17 protein-coding genes and 1 pseudogene are annotated in these 15,082 nt (G+C 66.1%); 11 read left to right on the top strand and 7 right to left on the bottom strand.

Annotated features, from left to right (window positions below; translation table 11 throughout):
• Positions 1 to 1,030: 1,030 nt before the first annotated feature.
• Complete coding sequence (locus HYG77_RS06165; protein ID WP_208962138.1) at positions 1,031 to 1,522, top strand: hypothetical protein; 492 nt, start codon at positions 1,031 to 1,033, stop codon at positions 1,520 to 1,522.
• Between the two features lie 341 nt (positions 1,523 to 1,863).
• Here HYG77_RS06165 and HYG77_RS06160 read toward each other — a convergent pair whose 3' ends face one another.
• Positions 1,864 to 2,679 (bottom strand): DUF2470 domain-containing protein, encoded by an 816-nt coding sequence (locus HYG77_RS06160; RefSeq protein WP_208962137.1) that lies wholly within the window; start codon positions 2,677 to 2,679, stop codon positions 1,864 to 1,866.
• Positions 2,680 to 2,711: 32 nt separating this feature from the next.
• The gene (locus HYG77_RS06155; RefSeq protein WP_208962136.1) at positions 2,712 to 3,380 is read right to left on the bottom strand and encodes an SIMPL domain-containing protein; all 669 of its coding nucleotides are present in this window, start codon (positions 3,378 to 3,380) and stop codon (positions 2,712 to 2,714) included.
• A 143-nt stretch (positions 3,381 to 3,523) separates the two neighbouring features.
• On the opposite strand from HYG77_RS06155, the gene HYG77_RS06150 reads away from it, so the two are divergent.
• Both HYG77_RS06150 and HYG77_RS06145 read left to right on the top strand, forming a co-directional pair.
• Positions 3,524 to 3,988 (top strand): NfeD family protein, encoded by a 465-nt coding sequence (locus HYG77_RS06150; protein ID WP_109328458.1) that lies wholly within the window; start codon positions 3,524 to 3,526, stop codon positions 3,986 to 3,988.
• Entirely contained in the window at positions 3,985 to 4,857 is an 873-nt protein-coding gene (locus HYG77_RS06145) for a slipin family protein (RefSeq protein WP_208962135.1), read from the top strand. The genes HYG77_RS06150 and HYG77_RS06145 overlap by 4 nt, the downstream gene beginning before the upstream one ends.
• 12 nt (positions 4,858 to 4,869) lie before the next feature.
• Here HYG77_RS06145 and HYG77_RS06140 read toward each other — a convergent pair.
• Positions 4,870 to 5,223 (bottom strand): annotated as a pseudogene (locus tag HYG77_RS06140) (dihydrofolate reductase family protein); the annotation flags it as partial.
• A gap of 165 nt (positions 5,224 to 5,388) precedes the next feature.
• Here HYG77_RS06140 and HYG77_RS06135 point away from each other — a divergent pair.
• Complete coding sequence (locus HYG77_RS06135) at positions 5,389 to 6,015, top strand: hypothetical protein (RefSeq protein ID WP_244373492.1); 627 nt, start codon at positions 5,389 to 5,391, stop codon at positions 6,013 to 6,015.
• Entirely contained in the window at positions 6,016 to 6,660 is a 645-nt protein-coding gene (locus tag HYG77_RS06130) for an RES family NAD+ phosphorylase (RefSeq protein WP_208962134.1), read from the top strand. It begins immediately after the preceding gene.
• Between the two features lie 77 nt (positions 6,661 to 6,737).
• On the opposite strand, the gene HYG77_RS06125 is transcribed toward HYG77_RS06130, so the two are convergent.
• Entirely contained in the window at positions 6,738 to 7,511 is a 774-nt protein-coding gene (locus HYG77_RS06125; RefSeq protein WP_208962133.1) for an IclR family transcriptional regulator, read from the bottom strand.
• 226 nt (positions 7,512 to 7,737) lie between these two features.
• Between HYG77_RS06125 and HYG77_RS06120 the strand changes: the two genes are divergently transcribed.
• Positions 7,738 to 8,502, top strand: coding sequence for a CoA transferase subunit A (locus HYG77_RS06120; protein WP_109328468.1), 765 nt, complete (start codon positions 7,738 to 7,740; stop codon positions 8,500 to 8,502).
• Positions 8,499 to 9,167 (top strand): 3-oxoacid CoA-transferase subunit B, encoded by a 669-nt coding sequence (locus HYG77_RS06115; protein WP_280123295.1) that lies wholly within the window; start codon positions 8,499 to 8,501, stop codon positions 9,165 to 9,167. The genes HYG77_RS06120 and HYG77_RS06115 overlap by 4 nt, the downstream gene beginning before the upstream one ends.
• 36 nt (positions 9,168 to 9,203) lie before the next feature.
• Here the strand turns inward: HYG77_RS06115 and HYG77_RS06110 are convergent, their stop codons facing one another.
• On the bottom strand, positions 9,204 to 9,500 hold the full coding sequence (locus HYG77_RS06110; RefSeq protein ID WP_208962132.1) for a putative quinol monooxygenase: 297 nt from the start codon (positions 9,498 to 9,500) through the stop codon (positions 9,204 to 9,206).
• Positions 9,501 to 9,754: 254 nt separating this feature from the next.
• On the opposite strand from HYG77_RS06110, the gene HYG77_RS06105 reads away from it, so the two are divergent.
• The gene (locus HYG77_RS06105) at positions 9,755 to 10,690 is read left to right on the top strand and encodes a phosphodiesterase (RefSeq protein ID WP_208963295.1); all 936 of its coding nucleotides are present in this window, start codon (positions 9,755 to 9,757) and stop codon (positions 10,688 to 10,690) included.
• On the opposite strand, the gene HYG77_RS06100 is transcribed toward HYG77_RS06105, so the two are convergent.
• Positions 10,691 to 11,059, bottom strand: a complete 369-nt coding sequence (locus tag HYG77_RS06100; RefSeq protein WP_208962131.1) for a helix-turn-helix domain-containing protein — start codon at positions 11,057 to 11,059, stop codon at positions 10,691 to 10,693.
• Positions 11,060 to 11,142: 83 nt separating this feature from the next.
• On the opposite strand from HYG77_RS06100, the gene ppk2 reads away from it, so the two are divergent.
• The gene (gene ppk2 / locus HYG77_RS06095) at positions 11,143 to 12,087 is read left to right on the top strand and encodes a polyphosphate kinase 2 (protein WP_109328475.1); all 945 of its coding nucleotides are present in this window, start codon (positions 11,143 to 11,145) and stop codon (positions 12,085 to 12,087) included.
• Between the two features lie 25 nt (positions 12,088 to 12,112).
• Here ppk2 and HYG77_RS06090 read toward each other — a convergent pair whose 3' ends face one another.
• Positions 12,113 to 13,591 carry a stealth family protein gene (locus tag HYG77_RS06090; RefSeq protein WP_230990216.1) on the bottom strand — a complete coding sequence of 493 codons (1,479 nt, stop codon included), beginning with the start codon at positions 13,589 to 13,591 and terminating at the stop codon, positions 12,113 to 12,115.
• Between the two features lie 238 nt (positions 13,592 to 13,829).
• On the opposite strand from HYG77_RS06090, the gene HYG77_RS06085 reads away from it, so the two are divergent.
• Together HYG77_RS06085 and HYG77_RS06080 are read left to right on the top strand one after the other, a co-directional pair.
• Entirely contained in the window at positions 13,830 to 14,354 is a 525-nt protein-coding gene (locus tag HYG77_RS06085; protein ID WP_208962130.1) for a flavin reductase family protein, read from the top strand.
• Complete coding sequence (locus tag HYG77_RS06080; RefSeq protein WP_208963294.1) at positions 14,354 to 15,082, top strand: pyrimidine reductase family protein; 729 nt, start codon at positions 14,354 to 14,356, stop codon at positions 15,080 to 15,082. The genes HYG77_RS06085 and HYG77_RS06080 overlap by 1 nt, the downstream gene beginning before the upstream one ends.

Genomic DNA, 15,082 nt, shown 5'->3' with positions numbered 1-15,082 from the left:
CTGACCTCCACTACTGACTGCCAACCGCCCATCCGCGCGACTTCATGCGGGAGATGGGCGTTGGCTGACCCGTTCACCGAGTCCTCCACCGCCGGATGCTCGCTTGGACCTACGTCGATGCCATCGCGCTGTCACCACGACGGACAAGGCTCGGCAGTGGAAGGACGCCGATAAGCTGTGCAGAAATGAAGTAGTACCAGCTCGCCGCGCACTAACTTCAACGCTGAGGATCGAAACTCGACATAGTTCAAGTACAACCTAAATGCGCGTGTTCGGGATGGTGAGACTGACCGGAGTCGCTATGACCGCGTCGATCCCCTTACGCCCTGCACTCTCCTCTAGGGATTGGAGGACGTTCGTCTCGAGCTGTTGAGGAATAGTTGAGCTGATCCACTTGAATCATCTTTCCTGCTCGATACGCTTTAGTCCGCTCGTTAAAGTTGCCTATTTTAAACGCGCCCATCCGCTTGCCTATCTCCGCATCTTTGAGCGCCGATAGCGGCTGCGATTACATACCGGCTGAATTGGGCCGTAATAAACAAACTGATAGCTCAGGCTGAAGACTCTTACGCCCAAGAGCGAGTGCTGTCGGGATAGGCAAGATGTAGGGGGCACCATAATTTCAATCGCTACGAACCGGGTCAGAATTCTTGCGAGATCGTCGATACACTCGGACCCACAGTTATTGCGGTAAGCGGCACGATACTTTCTCTACCGCCATGACGTAGCCCGGCGGTTCAGCATCCAGCGGCCGGAGTTGTGACCGAGCAGAAATGCGAATAGGGACAGAAATGGCCGAGAGTCCTTTGTTGATGCATTGCTTAATCCCCTGCCGGTGGTGGGTAGGGAACTGTTCGCGAACTATCAGGCGGCGAGTTTTGGCACGGTGAGGCGATTGAATGGAGGAATGCGTCAATCCATTTTGAGCGCACAAGACATAGGCGGACCGGCTCGTCGTAGGTAGCGGACCACCTTCGCGGGTACTCAGGAAGTCTGTAGCTCTACTGGAGGCGCGATCGAGGAGGACGCCATGAAGCTGGGTACGGGGCTGGTTGCAGCGATGTTCGGCATCGCTACGCTCGCAGGTTGCTCGTCGGCCGACTCTGACGACGGTTCATCCGGCCCGAACCGGGCATGGGACAACGGTATCGCCCGTGAGCCGGTGCCTGAAGGAACGGATGAGGGGTTCAACGAGTCGCAGATAGCTGACTACAAAGTCGTTGGCGAGAATCCAAGAGGCAAAGTCGAGGTCATGTACGTTGCAAACACGCAAGACTTTGCGACGATGGTGGACAATGCCAAGGCGTGCGTCCAGCACTACCTGCCGAGCTTCCCAGCTGTTAACTGCTGGGTCTTTCCAACTCGAGAGGACTTCAATGTCACCGCGCCAGTATCTGAGCCGGGAGAGGTACCAGCGCGTCCCTGCTACAAGGTATTCCTATACATCCCACTAACCGGTGGTGACTATCCATCTGGGTACACAGACAATCAACCGCTGCCACCTTGGTGTCCGAGCACCTAGTCACACGCTAACAGCCGCACGATGGTGCTTGCCGCAACCATTTTTACCAGAGTGAACAGCCCGGCAGCACCGAAACCGTTCCTCGTGACGTTGTGCGGTCCGCCATAATCCAGTTCTCCTCGGACCGGTACCGGTCGACTGGGGCGTCGTCGAAGGTTGTGCGGAGATCGGGATCCTCCGGAGTCGTCGCGACCAAGACATGGACGTACATTGTGGCGAGCACCCGGTTGTCGACCCGTATATGTCGCGCGTTCCGCTGGCCGTCGGGGGACTGGCTCCGGTCGCTTCCAGTGACGACCAAAGGCGTCTCTAACGGTCCAGCCCCTATATTGGGACAGTTGTCAGCGGCCAGACGCATCGACGCCCGCAGCTTGACGCGTCAGAGCAACCGTCGCCGCTCGCAGCTGGTCGGCCGATTGGAGTGGCTCCGCGTACCCGACTCGCGTCATTGCGGCTCCGCGCGGGGTGACGACGCGCAGGTCCAACCCATACCGATCGGCACCCTCACAGGTGGCGGTGGTGGCGTCCGGGAATCCACCAAGCGCCTGGGCCATCGACAGCAGAGCGTCGGCGTGGTCGGCGTTGAGGTGCTCGACCGCGCGGCCGGCGTGCGGGGTGACCGGGTCCGGGGATGCCGCCGCATACGACTCGGCGGTGGCCGAGTCCATCCGCCCGTACCCGCCGACCCACCGCACGCGCTGGACGCGCAGCACCCAGAGGGCGAAGTCGCTGAAGTCGATGTAGACGTGCGCGGCCGGGATGGCTGCCAGGTGCGCCTCGCGTGCGGCGGCGAGCTCGTCGCCCTCGGGGCGATAGACGTACCCGGCGAGGGTGATGCGGGTGCTGGCCAGTGGATCGGCAGGTGGGTTGGGCGCGACGATCGCGATACTCGCCCGGGGGTTGTGCGCGAGGTTGCGGCCGTGCTCGGCCATGTGCGACACGCACAGCACGGGGGAGCCGCCCAGCAGACCGTAGGTCACGAACGACGCCCACGGGTCGCCGTCGGCGGTGAGGCTCGCAAGGGTGCCGATGTTGGTCGAGGCCGCCACCGTCCGGGCTTCCTCGGCCGCGGAGGGGCGGGCCGGATTCACGACCTCCGCCAGCGGCGGCGGCACAGTGGGGGCGTCGCCCGGATCTCCGTGATCTAAGTTGGTCATTCCCGAACGGTACGCCCGCGTCGAATTTCCGCTCACCATGCCTCGAACCGCGCGTGGACGTCGGCGCTGAGGGTGATGTTCTCCGGCTTGAGCGCGATGGCCTCGTTCGACCCGCCGGCGGCGAAGGCGCGGGCCCCGACAGCGCCATAGGACGACCCGGCGTCGACTCCGAGCATGCCAGGGTCGGCGATCGCGACGGGGTGAACGGTGTTGCGGCCCAGACTGCGGGCGTAGGTTTCGGCCTTCGACTGCGCGTCGCGGATGGCGAGTTCCCGCACCTGCACGATGCGGGCCGCCCGACTCTTGCTGGTGAGCGCCCAGTCGAAGTTGCCGACGTTCACCCCTTCGAGCGTCGACACCGAATCGACGAAGCCGCCGACGGCGCCCAGCTGGCTGAACTTCACCTCCAACCCGGCTTCCGCCCGGTACACATACGGCAACTGGAGACCGTCCTTGTTGTACGGGCGGTGCCGCGAATGACGGACCTGATCGAGCGACCACCAGTTGATCGGACCGTGATGGCTGTCGAACTGCGCGTTGATCAGCTCGGTGAGCCGGCTGACGGTGGCCGAGGCCGCCTTCACCGACCGTTCCACGTCGCCCGTCTCGATGCGGACGACGACCGTCACCGTGCACCGCTCGGGCGCAAACGTGGCCTCACCGTGGCCGGCGACGGTGACGACAACAGGGCTCGTATGCATGAGAAGAAGTGTGCCACCCAAGCGGGAAATTGCTGGTGGCGTGACCCCGCGCGCTCGCATACCGTGGATACCGAGGGCCCGATCGCCAGGTGGCTATGCGATGCGGCCGGGCCCTCGCGAAGCGTGATCGTGGGTGATGCGAAATGGCCGCGTTGGGTGTGCTGGCACTGATACTCGGTGTGCTGCTGATCGTGATCGAGGCACACGCACCGACCGCGGGTGTGCTCGGCGGGCTCGGTGCCCTGGCCTCCGCAGCGGGGGTGTGGCTGCTGTTCACCTCCAGCGACACCGCGCAGATGATCGCCGTCCCAGCGGCTGCGGGTGTCGCGGTGGTCGGACTCGGTAGCGCGGCCGTGATCGGCCGGAAGGCATTGTCGGCGCGGCGTATTCCCATCCGCTCCGGCCCGCAATCGCTGATCGGCACCGACGCCACGGTCCGCAGCTGGGCCGGGCGGCAAGGACAGGTGGAAACGGCCGGGGGACTGTGGAAAGCGCAGACCCAGTTCGGCGACGACGAGGAACCGACCGCCGGTGACGCCGTCATTGTCGAACAGATCCGCGGCCTCACCCTCACCGTGCGCCGCCGCGAACCGTGGGAGCTGTTATGACCGAACTCATCGTCATCGTGTGCGTCGTCATCATCCTTCTCGCCATGCTGGCGAGCAGCTCCATCCGCGTGCTCCGCGAGTACGAACGCGGCGTCGTGTTCCGGCTGGGCCGGCTGATCGACCTGAAAGGCCCGGGCCTGGTGCTGCTGATCCCGGCCATCGACCGCATGGAACGCGTCAGCCTGCGGACCGTGACGCTGAGGATTCCGGTCCAGGAAGTGATCACCCGCGACAACGTGCCGGCCAAGGTCACCGCCGTCACCTACTTCCGGGTGATCGACGCCGACCGGGCCATCGTCGAAGTCGAGGACTTCCTCGCCGCCACATCGCAAATCGCGCAGACCACCCTCCGCTCGATCCTGGGTAAGGCCGACCTCGACGCCCTGCTGTCCGAGCGCGAACGCCTCAACGAAGACCTGCAGCAGGTGATCGACCAGCAGACCGAACCGTGGGGCGTGAAGGTCACCACCGTCGAGATCAAGGACGTCGAGATCCCCACCAACATGCAACGGGCCATCGCCCGGCAAGCCGAGGCCGAACGCGAACGCCGCGCCAAGGTGATCAACGCCGAGGCCGAATTCCAGGCGTCTGCCAAACTCGCCGAGGCCGCCGACGTCATCAGCCGCAACCCGACCACCCTGCAACTGCGCTACCTGCAGACGCTGGGGGAGATGGGCGGCGACAACAACTCGACCATCGTCTTTCCATTGCCACTCGACCTGGTCCGCCCGTTCCTCACGCCCCCGACTGCCAACGGGCAGGACAAGGATCGGTCCGACGAACCGTCACAACTCGAGGCCAGACCCGACGTCGACCCGATGCGGGCCATGACGCGACCGGAACCCGTAGCGCACCCGCTGCGCAATTGAGCTTGGGCACGGTCAACGGCGCACCCGATAGCGCAGGTGAAGTACCCGATTGCCCTGAATCACCACGTCAGGATCTTCCACGAGGTGCTGTGCGTGGACCGACCCGAAGTAGCGCTTGCCGGACCCGAACACGACGGGTACGACGTCCATGCGCACCTCGTCGAGCAAACCTGCGGCAAGCACCTGGCCACCGACGTCGCCAGGGGCGACCTCGACGATGCGGTCACCCGCAAGCTCCTGCGCCTTGGCCACGGCTGCCTCGACGCCGTCGACGAAGTGAAACGGCGCCTCGGGGTCCCAGCCTTCGGGCTTCGGCCGGTGCGTCACGACGGCCATGTGGTCGATCCCGCCCGGAGGCTTGCCCTCCCTCCCAGCCTTGTCGATCGGATCGCGCCCTCGGAGCTCGTCCGAGGCCTGGCCACACTCGGGTGATACCGCACCCAGCCGCTGGGGCGCGGTAGCGACCCCTCGCAGTTCTCGCTATCATGAATTTGTGCCTGATAATCCGTGAAAGTGAGGGGGTTGGGTGTGATGAACGAGGCCACCGATACCAGCACCGAAGACCGCTACCTGCGCGGTGATCTCGGTTTCGAGGATGCCCTGCGGGAGGTGACCGGCACCGACGTCGGCCGCCAGTTCTTCGCCCAGATCCTGCACAGCCTGGCCGACCGGAACCCGGCGGCACCGCCGCTGTCCGACCACGACACAGCCCTGCTCGATCAGGCTGCGTTCGTCGACGACCCCGCCGCGGCGACGGCCGCACGGGTGAACCGCGACATTCGCATGCAGGAACTGGTCCGCAGATCCCTGTCGATCGCGGAGGCCGCGGACCGTCTCGGGGTGACCGCGGCCCGGATCCGGCAACGCCTCGGCGAGGGCACCCTGTGGGCGTTCCAGTCGGGCCGGAACCGATTGTTGCTGCCCGCCCAGTTCACCGACACCGGTGCGGTGCCGCACCTCGACCAGGTGATGCCGTTGTTGGCGAAGGACCTGCACCCGCTGACCGTGCAGGCGTTGCTGACCCTCCCACAACCGTCCCTGACCGTGGAGGGCCGGCCGGTGTCTATCGTGGCGTGGCTGACTGGCAGCGCCGGAACCGCCGCCGACATCGAACAGGTCATTGATGTGATCACCGCCGCCGAATGGGAATCGGCATAGATGGGGTCGATGCTGCCAGCACCACCGACCATTGCCGACCTTCATGACGCGGGCGTGCGCCCCGAGGAAGTGTTCGACTGGCAACCGGCACAGGTGGTGTGGCGAGTGCATCGCACCACCGGAACCCATGTGCTGCCGTGGAAGGCACTGCGCTCGTTCGGGCCGATCCTGCGGTTCGACCACCACCCGCCCCCGCGGGCCGAGCATCCCGGCTACGGCATCTGGTACGGCGCCTCCAGTCCCCGCGGTGGGTTGGCCGAGGCGTTTCAAAGCGCCCGCGTGATCGACCGCCACCGCGGTGACCCGTATCTGACCGGGCTGCGATTCACCCGGTCGCTCAGACTGCTCGATGTATCCGGCATCGGCGAGGGGGCGTGGGCGACCCGGGTCGGCGGCAACCATGCCCTCGACTCCGCCGCGCACGGCCGAAGCCAACACTGGGCCCGCACCATTCACCGCGCCCATAACGATCTCGATGGGATTGTCTACCGCGGCCGGTTCGCCGGCAGTGTCTGCATCGCGGTCACCGAACGGGCCACCGACGCGTTCCCTGCGCTGCCGGCGTTGTCGCTGCCGTTGTCGCATCCCGGGTTGTCTGGACCGATCGACAACGCGGCCTATCAGCTCGGCTACACCATCACCTGACGCTGCGACGACACGCGGGCAAACCGGCTGGGCCCACGGAACCTGCCCCGCTGGGAAACTGATCTCGGCAACTGGATTCACCCCCGCGACTGCAGCAGCTGTGAGAGGACGTGCGCCTGCTCGAGCAGCAGGGTGCCGAGTTCGGGATGACGTTCGGGGCGGAAGCGCGTCTCGACGCCGGTGAGACTCAGTGCCCACGCCGGCCGGCCGTCCCGGTCGAACACCGCCGCCCCCATGCCCCAGCTTCCCTCGACGATCAGACCTGGGTTGACCGCGTACCCGGTGTGGCGGGTGAGGGCGATGCGTTCGCGGAGTGCGTCCGTGCTGTGGTTCTCGCCCCAGCGTTCGGAGAGGTCGGTGCGCGCCAGGTACTCGTCGATGTCGCGGTCGGGGAGATGCGCCAGAATCACCAGTCCCGCGGAGGCGACGCCGAGCGGAAAGCGGATGCCCTCGTGCAGGACGTGGGAGCGGAGGGGGAAGCTGCCGTCCTCGGCGGCGATGCACACCGTCTCGTCGCCGCGCCGGGCCGAGAGGAAGGCGCTCTCCCCGGTGTCGCGGGCCAGTCGGTCGAGGACGCCGCGGGCGTGCCGGGTGATGTCGTAGCGGGTCGCGGCCGCCGCGCCCAGCAGATACAGCTCCGGGCCGAGGGTCCACCGGCCCGTCTTTGCGTCGCGGTCGAGGAGGCCCTCGTCGGCCAGCGAAGACAGCAAGCGGTGCGCGGTGGGACGGGCCAGTCCGGCGGTGCGCCCGAGCACCGTGGTGGACGCGCCGGCGGGTTCGTGTGCTCCGACCGCCCGCAACAGCGCACCCACCCGTCCGACTACGTGCGGTCCGCGTGTCTCCTCCGTCATGACACCATCGTAGCGTTCACTCAGTGAACGCTCAGCGCGTCGGTGTCCAGGCTGTGAACAACCTTGCCGAACTCCTTGAAACGTGAGGAAGAGCACGTTCTACTAGGGCTTACGCGTTCACCACGGCGGTCAGTGAAGCCCGCCAGGCGTGAAACCAGCGTCTGCTGGATGAACGCATGGAAGTGAACACCGGCTCGGAGGTCGAGCGGTAGCGAAGGGAGACACGATGACAGGGAAGGTTTCCGAGTCCGCGGCAGCGGCGGTCGCGGGCATCACCAGCGGCTCGTCACTGGCGGTAGGAGGGTTCGGGCTCTGCGGCATCCCCGATGCACTCATCGCCGCCCTCGAAGAAGCGGGCGTCGACGAGCTCGAGGTGTTCTCCAACAACTGCGGAGTGGACGACCACGGGCTTGGAATCCTCCTGTCGGCGGGACGGATTCGCCGCGTCACCGCGTCGTACGTGGGGGAGAACAAGGAGTTCGCCCGTCAGTACCTGGCCGGGGAACTCGAAGTGGAGTTGACCCCGCAGGGCACGCTTGCCGAGCGGCTGCGGGCCGGCGGCGCAGGCGTCCCCGCCTTCTTCACCCCGGCCGGTGTCGGCACCCCCATCTCGGACGGCGGCATGCCCTGGCGGTACGGCCACGACGGTTCCGTCGCCATCGCGTCACCGCCCAAGGAGACCCGCGTCTTCGGGACCAAGCGGTACGTGCTGGAAGAGGCGATCAACGCCGATTACGCGCTGGTCCACGCCGCGATCGGCGACACCGACGGCAACCTCGTCTTCGACAAGACGGCCATGAACTTCAACCCCCTCGCCGCGATGGCGGGCAAGGTGACCATCGCCCAGGTGGAGACCCTCGTCGAGCCCGGCGAGATCGACCCTGCCCACGTCCACCTGCCGGGAGTGTTCGTCCAGCGGATCGTGCACACCGGACCCCAGAACAAGCGAATCGAAAAGCGCACCGTGCGCGCGGAAGGACGCCCCTCGTGACCACACTTGCTGCCACCGGCTGGACCCGCGATCAGATGGCGCAGCGCGCCGCCGCCGACATGATCGACGGCGAATACGTCAACCTCGGTATCGGGCTGCCGACCCTCATTCCCGGCTACCTCAACGACGACGTGCGGGTGATCCTGCACTCGGAGAACGGGATCCTCGGCACCGGCCCGTACCCCACCGAGGAGGCCGTCGACGCCAACCTGATCAACGCCGGCAAGGAGACCGTGACCGTCAATTCCGGTGCAGCCTTCTTCGATTCGGCGTTGTCGTTCGGCATGATCCGCGGCGGCCACATCGACACGGCCGTACTGGGCGGCATGCAGGTGTCCCGCACCGGCGACCTCGCCAACTGGATGGTCCCCGGCAAGATGGTCAAGGGAATGGGCGGGGCGATGGACCTGGTGCACGGCGCCGAACGGGTCATCGTCGTGATGGAACACACCGACCGCGACGGCAACCCCAAGATCGTCGACGCGTGCACCCTGCCGCTCACCGGTCAGGGCGTCGTGAACCGGATCATCACCAACCTGGCGGTGATCGACGTACTCGGCGACGGCACGCTGGCCCTGCGTGAACTCGCGCCCGGGGTGAGCGTCGACGACGTGCAGGCCGCGACGGGCCCCACACTGATCGTCGACCTGGAGAACGCTGCCTGATCGGCACTCCAGTTCGACGACCCGCGGGATCGGGATCTAGACGCTGTCGTCGACCGTGTACTTCGCGAGGGTCGGGGCGCCGGCCAGCAGAGGTCCGAGGTCGGTGATGGCGCCCGGTCCCGCGCGGAAGGTGCGGTAGGCGGCGTCGTGCTCCTCCGACTCCCACTTCTCGATCAGCAGCCAACGGGCGGGATCGGCGGCGTCGACGAGCACCTCGACGCCCAGGCAGCCGTCGAACGCGCGGGTGGCCTTCAGCTCGCGGGTGAAGATGTCACGGGCAGCGTCCACGGACTCGGGCTTGAACTTCAGTTCCAGTGTTGCGGTGATCGGCATCTGGTCTCCTCGAAATCGATGTAAATGATATGACGTCGATCACGTTAGAGAACGCCCGCTCAGCATCGGTGGGCGGGCGGTCGATCAGCCGGATTCCGTCTGCGCCAATCGGTAAGCGGGATCGTCGTGCCACGTTCATTCGGTATCCGTCCGGCGTGCCCCTGGACGTTGCCTGCACGCACTTGTCTAGTGTGGATACCCAGCGGGAGTCCGCCTGGCTCCTGTCCCTCCGGGCGAGCGGAAGCGAGAGACCGATCAACGGTACCGAGGCAGCCGACCTACGTACGGCCGAGTATCCACGGCCGTCGCACTTCGTGCTCCATCTCAGCGACACGCATCTGGTCGACGAAACCCTGCTCTACGGGGCCGTCGACAGCGAAGCCAAACTGCGCCAGATCTTCGCCGAGGTGGAGGCGTCCCACGCCGCGCCCGACGCTCTGGTGTTCACCGGCGACCTCACCGACAAGGGGGAGCCGGGCGCCTACGAGAAGCTGCGCGACATCGTCGAACCCGTCGCGGAGTCACTCGGTGCGCAGGTGATCTGGGCGATGGGCAACCACGACGACCGCGGCCATTTCCGGACCGCACTGCTCCGGGAGGAGCCGTCGTACGCGCCGATCGACCACTCCTACGACGTCGACGGGCTGCGCATCATTACCCTCGACACCACAGTCCTCGGACACCACCACGGCGAGATCGAGCAGGACCAGCTGGACTGGCTGGCGGCGGAGCTGGCGGTCCCCGCGCCGCACGGCACCATCATGGCGCTGCATCACCCGCCGGTTCCGTGCGTCCTCGACCTGTCGGTCCTGGTGGAGCTGCGTGACCAGCCGCGACTCGCCGACGTGCTCCGCGACAGCGACGTCCGGGCCATCCTCGCCGGGCACCTGCACTACTCGACGACGGCCACCTTCGCGGGCATCCCCGTCTCCGTCGCCTCCGCCACCTGCTACACCCAGGACCTCAACGTCCCTGCGGGAGCGCTGCGCGGGCAGGACGGCGCGCAGGGCTTCAACCTGGTGCACGTCTACCCCGAAACGATCGTCCACTCCGTGGTCCCGCTGGGCTCCTACGAGACTGTCGGCGAATACGTCACCGCCGACGAGACCGCGCGCCGGCTCGCCGACAAGGGTGTGCGCATCCCGGACGCCGGGGAAGATTTCGTTTCGCGCCCGACCGTCCGGGTGTAGTCAGCTTCGACGCGGAAACTGCTCCCGATGCGCCAGCACATCAGAGAGCCGGAACCGGCGGTGGGTGCCGCGCATCTCGATGGGCAGCGCCCCCGAATCGGCGAGCCGGCGCACATATGTGTCCGAGACACCGAGAACCTCCGCCGCCTGTGAGGTGGTGAGCAGATCCGCCACCGTCCCGAGTGCCAGGCTCTGACCCTCACCGAGCAGCGCGAGCAGTTGGACGACGGCGTCGCGGACGGGGGCGGGTAGTTCGACGCGGTCGACGCTCACCGTGGGAGGGGCGCCGTCGGACAGCGCGGCGAGGACCGCCCGGAGTTCCGTGACGGTCTCGGCGTCGAGCGCGGGAACGATGTGGTCGATGCTCATGCTGGACGCTTCCTGCCGGGGGACGGACGTTTCACGATCTCACGACACCCGCAGACGGACCGTCACGGCGGTAGCCTTTCATTGTGGACGAGCTGCACGCTTCCGACCGATTCGAAGTTGCCGGCGACAACGACATCGATGTGACGCCGGAGATCGACGAGATCGGTGAGTTGCTGCGCAGGTCCGGCCGCAAACGGGGCATCGCCGAGGTAGACGAGCCGTGGAAGCACGGATACCCGTACGACGAGAAGATGACCCGCCGCCAGTACGAGGCCCGCAAACGCAAGCTGCAAATCGAACTGCTCAAGCTGCAGGCCTGGGTGAAGGAGAACGGCGAGAAGGTGGTCATCATCTTCGAGGGCCGGGACGCGGCGGGCAAGGGCGGCGCGATCAAACGGTTCACCGAACACCTCAACCCCCGTGGTGCGCGGGTGGTGGCGCTCGAAAAGCCCACCGAACGCGAGCGCACCCAGTGGTACTTCCAGCGGTACGTCCAGCACCTCCCGGCGGGCGGGGAGATCGTCCTGATGGACCGGTCCTGGTACAACCGCGCCGGCGTCGAACGCGTCATGGGGTACTGCACGCCCAACGAGTATCTGGAGTTCACCCGGTCGGCCCCCGAGTTCGAGCGGATGCTGGTGCAGTCGGGCATCCGCGTCGTGAAATTCTGGTTCTCGGTGGGCAGGGAAGAACAGCACGCCCGGTTCGTGGCCCGCAGCACCGACCCCGTCAAGCAGTGGAAGCTCTCACCCACCGACCTCGCGAGCCTCGACAAGTGGGACGCCTACACCGAGGCCAAAGAGGCGATGCTCTTCTACACCGACACCCCGCACGCGCCGTGGACCGTCGTGAAGTCGAACGACAAGAAGCGGGCCCGCATCGAGGCGATCCGGTGGGTGCTCCACAAGTTCGACTACACCGGTAAAGACGAGAAGGCCGTGGGCACACCCGACCCGCAGATCATCGGCCCGCCCGCCACCGTCTACGACGAGGGCGAGCGGCCCGGCGACTCGATCCCCGCGGTCTGACGGAGCCTCCCCGGAGGGCGGTCGCTCAGGCCCCGGTCTCCCACGGCGCCGGGATGGGGAAGTAGCTTTCCAGGAAATCGGTGACCCTCTTGGTGCGCAATTCCAGGTCGATCTCCGGTGCGCTGCCGTCGTTGAGGCAGAAGAAGTCCATGGACCGCTTGGCGAGCAGCGAATCCATGTCGCGCAGTCCCGCCTTCACAGTGGTATCGACGTACTTCACCCGCGCCGACGTCTGCACCACCGCCCGCCCGCTCATCAACGCGTAGTAGTGATACAGCGAGTTCGTCACCGAGATGTTGGAGCTGGCGCGGAAGGTGCTCGCGGCGGTGGCAGCGAACTCGTCGGGGAACTCCTTCTCCATCTCCTCGAGCACGCTCCGGCGGAGCGGTGTGGCGGCATGTTCGAGGTGCCGGGTAGTGGTCACACCGAAACGGTTCTGCAGCAACCGGCGGTTGACGCGTGCCGCGTTCTCGAAACCGCTGCGCTGTTCATCGTTGTGGCCCAGCCCGATTCGGGTGGTTGCCTCGATGAACATGCTGATGCCGCCGGGGGAGAAGAACATCTCCGGTCCCACCGGGCGGCCGAAGAACATGTCATCGTTGGAGTACAGGAAGTGCTCCGACAGGTCCGGGATGTGGTGCAGCTGGCTCTCCACCGCCTGCGAGTTGTGCGTAGGCAGCACCGACGGGTCGACGAAGAATTCCTCGCTGGGCACGAACGTGACCCGGGGATCGTCGGCCAGCCACGCCGGACGATCGGAGTCGGTGGCGACGAAGATGCGGCGAATCCACGGCGCGTACATGTGGACCGAACGCAGCGCATACTTCAGTTCGTTGATCTGCCGGAACCGGGCCGCGGAGTCGTCGCCCTCGCCCACCACATAGTTCTGCATCCGCTTGGCACGTTGCGCCTGAAACTCTTTGGACGATCCGTCCACCCACGAGAACACCAGATCGATGTCGAAGTTGATGTCGGAGGCGTGGTCGGCGAACATGTTCTCGATCGTCGGCCACACCCGGCCGAACCGCTCGACGGTGCCGCGGACGGCTTCTTCCGGCCGCACGATGTGGCGGGTCAGCGAATTCTCCATCGGCAGCACGATCTCGTCATCGTCGAACTTCCACAATTCGATCTGCACACCCGTCGATGCCCCGTAGCTCAGGCCGCTCGCAACGTGCACCCGCGGCCGGAACAGCCGGAAGATCCGCGCCTTCGAGTTCGCGGACAGGGCGCCGTCGGCGACGAGAACGGCCGAATCGCGCTTGGCGTCGACGGGTTTCGAGTAGAACGGGCGGTTTCGGCACGCGGCCACGAGGGCGGTGCGCAACTGCTTGCGCAGAGCCCAGTCGATCGCGATCACCGGACGTTCGTCGTTGCCCCGCACCAGGAGATAATCGATGCCCGCGCCGTCCAGTACATCGCGGATGAACAGCAGATCCTCCACCATCGCCTCGTGCGGCGTCGTGGTGGTGATGGTCAGCGCGAAGCGACCCTTGACCCGCACCACATCGGGTCGGTGTTCCAACCTGGACTGTGCCGCGGCGGAAGCGTGAGCGACGGCGTCGCCGCTCTCCTGCTCGGGTGGAACCAGGTAAACATCGTGCGGAGCAGAAGAATGAGTAATCTTGGGGGCCTTTCCGGTGACGGCTGCGAGTGCGGCGAGGCCCATTCTATGCCCTGAACCGGCGTTCCGAAGGACGGCGCCCTGCGAAACCTCCGCCCTAATCTGTTAGACAGGGTAAATGCCGCATAACGGGAATTCCGATACGACGCAGCACGACGACGGACAGGCGTTCGAGGACGTCGTCGCGTTGCTGAACTATCCGATGTTCGTGGTCACCACCCGCTGGGAAGAGCAGCGGTCGGGGTGTCTGGTCGGGTTTGCGTCGCAGGTCAGCATCAACCCACCGCGATTTCTGGTGGGCTTGTCGAACAAGAACCACACCTATGGGGTCGCGGTGAACGCCGAACACCTCGCCGTCCATCTGCTGACCCGGGAGCACCTCGCGCTGGCGACTCTCTTCGGTGAACAGACCGGTGACGAGATCGACAAGTTCGCGCAGTGCGAGTGGCGCCCCGGTCCGCACGGGCTGCCGATCCTCGACGACTCCGCGGCCTGGTTCAGCGGCAGAATCCTCGAACGCCTCGAACTCGGCGATCATGTCGCGTTCCTCCTCGCACCCGAAAGTGGTTCGGCGCCGGATGATCTGGGCGAACTGATCACCTTCTCGGACGTGCGGGACCTCGAACCCGGACATGAGGCATGATGCCGACCATGCGCACACTGAACATGGGCACGGACGAGGTGTCGGCCGAGGAGTTCTACCGCGACCCGCCCGACGGAGTCCGGGTGAACATGGTGGCCAGCTTGGACGGTGCCGCTGCCTTCGGCGGCCGGGTCCGGCCGCTGTCGGACGCGGTGGATCACCAACTTCTGCGAGCCCTGCGCACCTACGCCGACGTGGTTCTCGTCGGAGCCGGCACCATCCGGGCGGAGCGGTACGGGCCGGCGGTGCTCACCGAGGAGCAGTCGCGCTATCGCCTCGAACGGTGGGGCCAGGGCGCACCACCGCCGATTGCCGTCGTGACCCGCTCCGGGAACATTCCGCTCGACACGCCGCTGTTCACCGGGGACGTGCGGCCGCTCGTCATCACCTCGCAGAGAACTGCGAACGAGCGCGGCTCAGCACTCGAAGAGGCCGCGGACATCGTGGTCGCGGGCGAAGGCACCGTCGAGATGCCCACCCTGATCGCCGCACTCCGGGACCGCGGGCTCCGCCGGATCCTGTGCGAGGGAGGTCCCACGCTGCTGGACGACCTCGTCACGCACGACCTCGTCGACGAAATGTGCCTCACCGTTGCGCCGAGACTGGCCGGACCGCAACCCCAGCAGGCGACCGCCGGCCCCACCCTGAAAGCGCCGCGGACGCTGTCACTCCAGCACGTTCTGACCCACGACGACTTCCTGTACCTCCGATACGGCCGGGTTCGCTAA

Source organism: Rhodococcus sp. ZPP, assembly GCF_017656075.1.
In the GTDB taxonomy this organism is placed as follows: Bacteria; Actinomycetota; Actinomycetes; order Mycobacteriales; family Mycobacteriaceae; genus Rhodococcus_F; species Rhodococcus_F oxybenzonivorans.
Note: the sequence above shows the minus strand (reverse complement) of the source record. Positions and strands in the feature narration are given on the sequence as shown.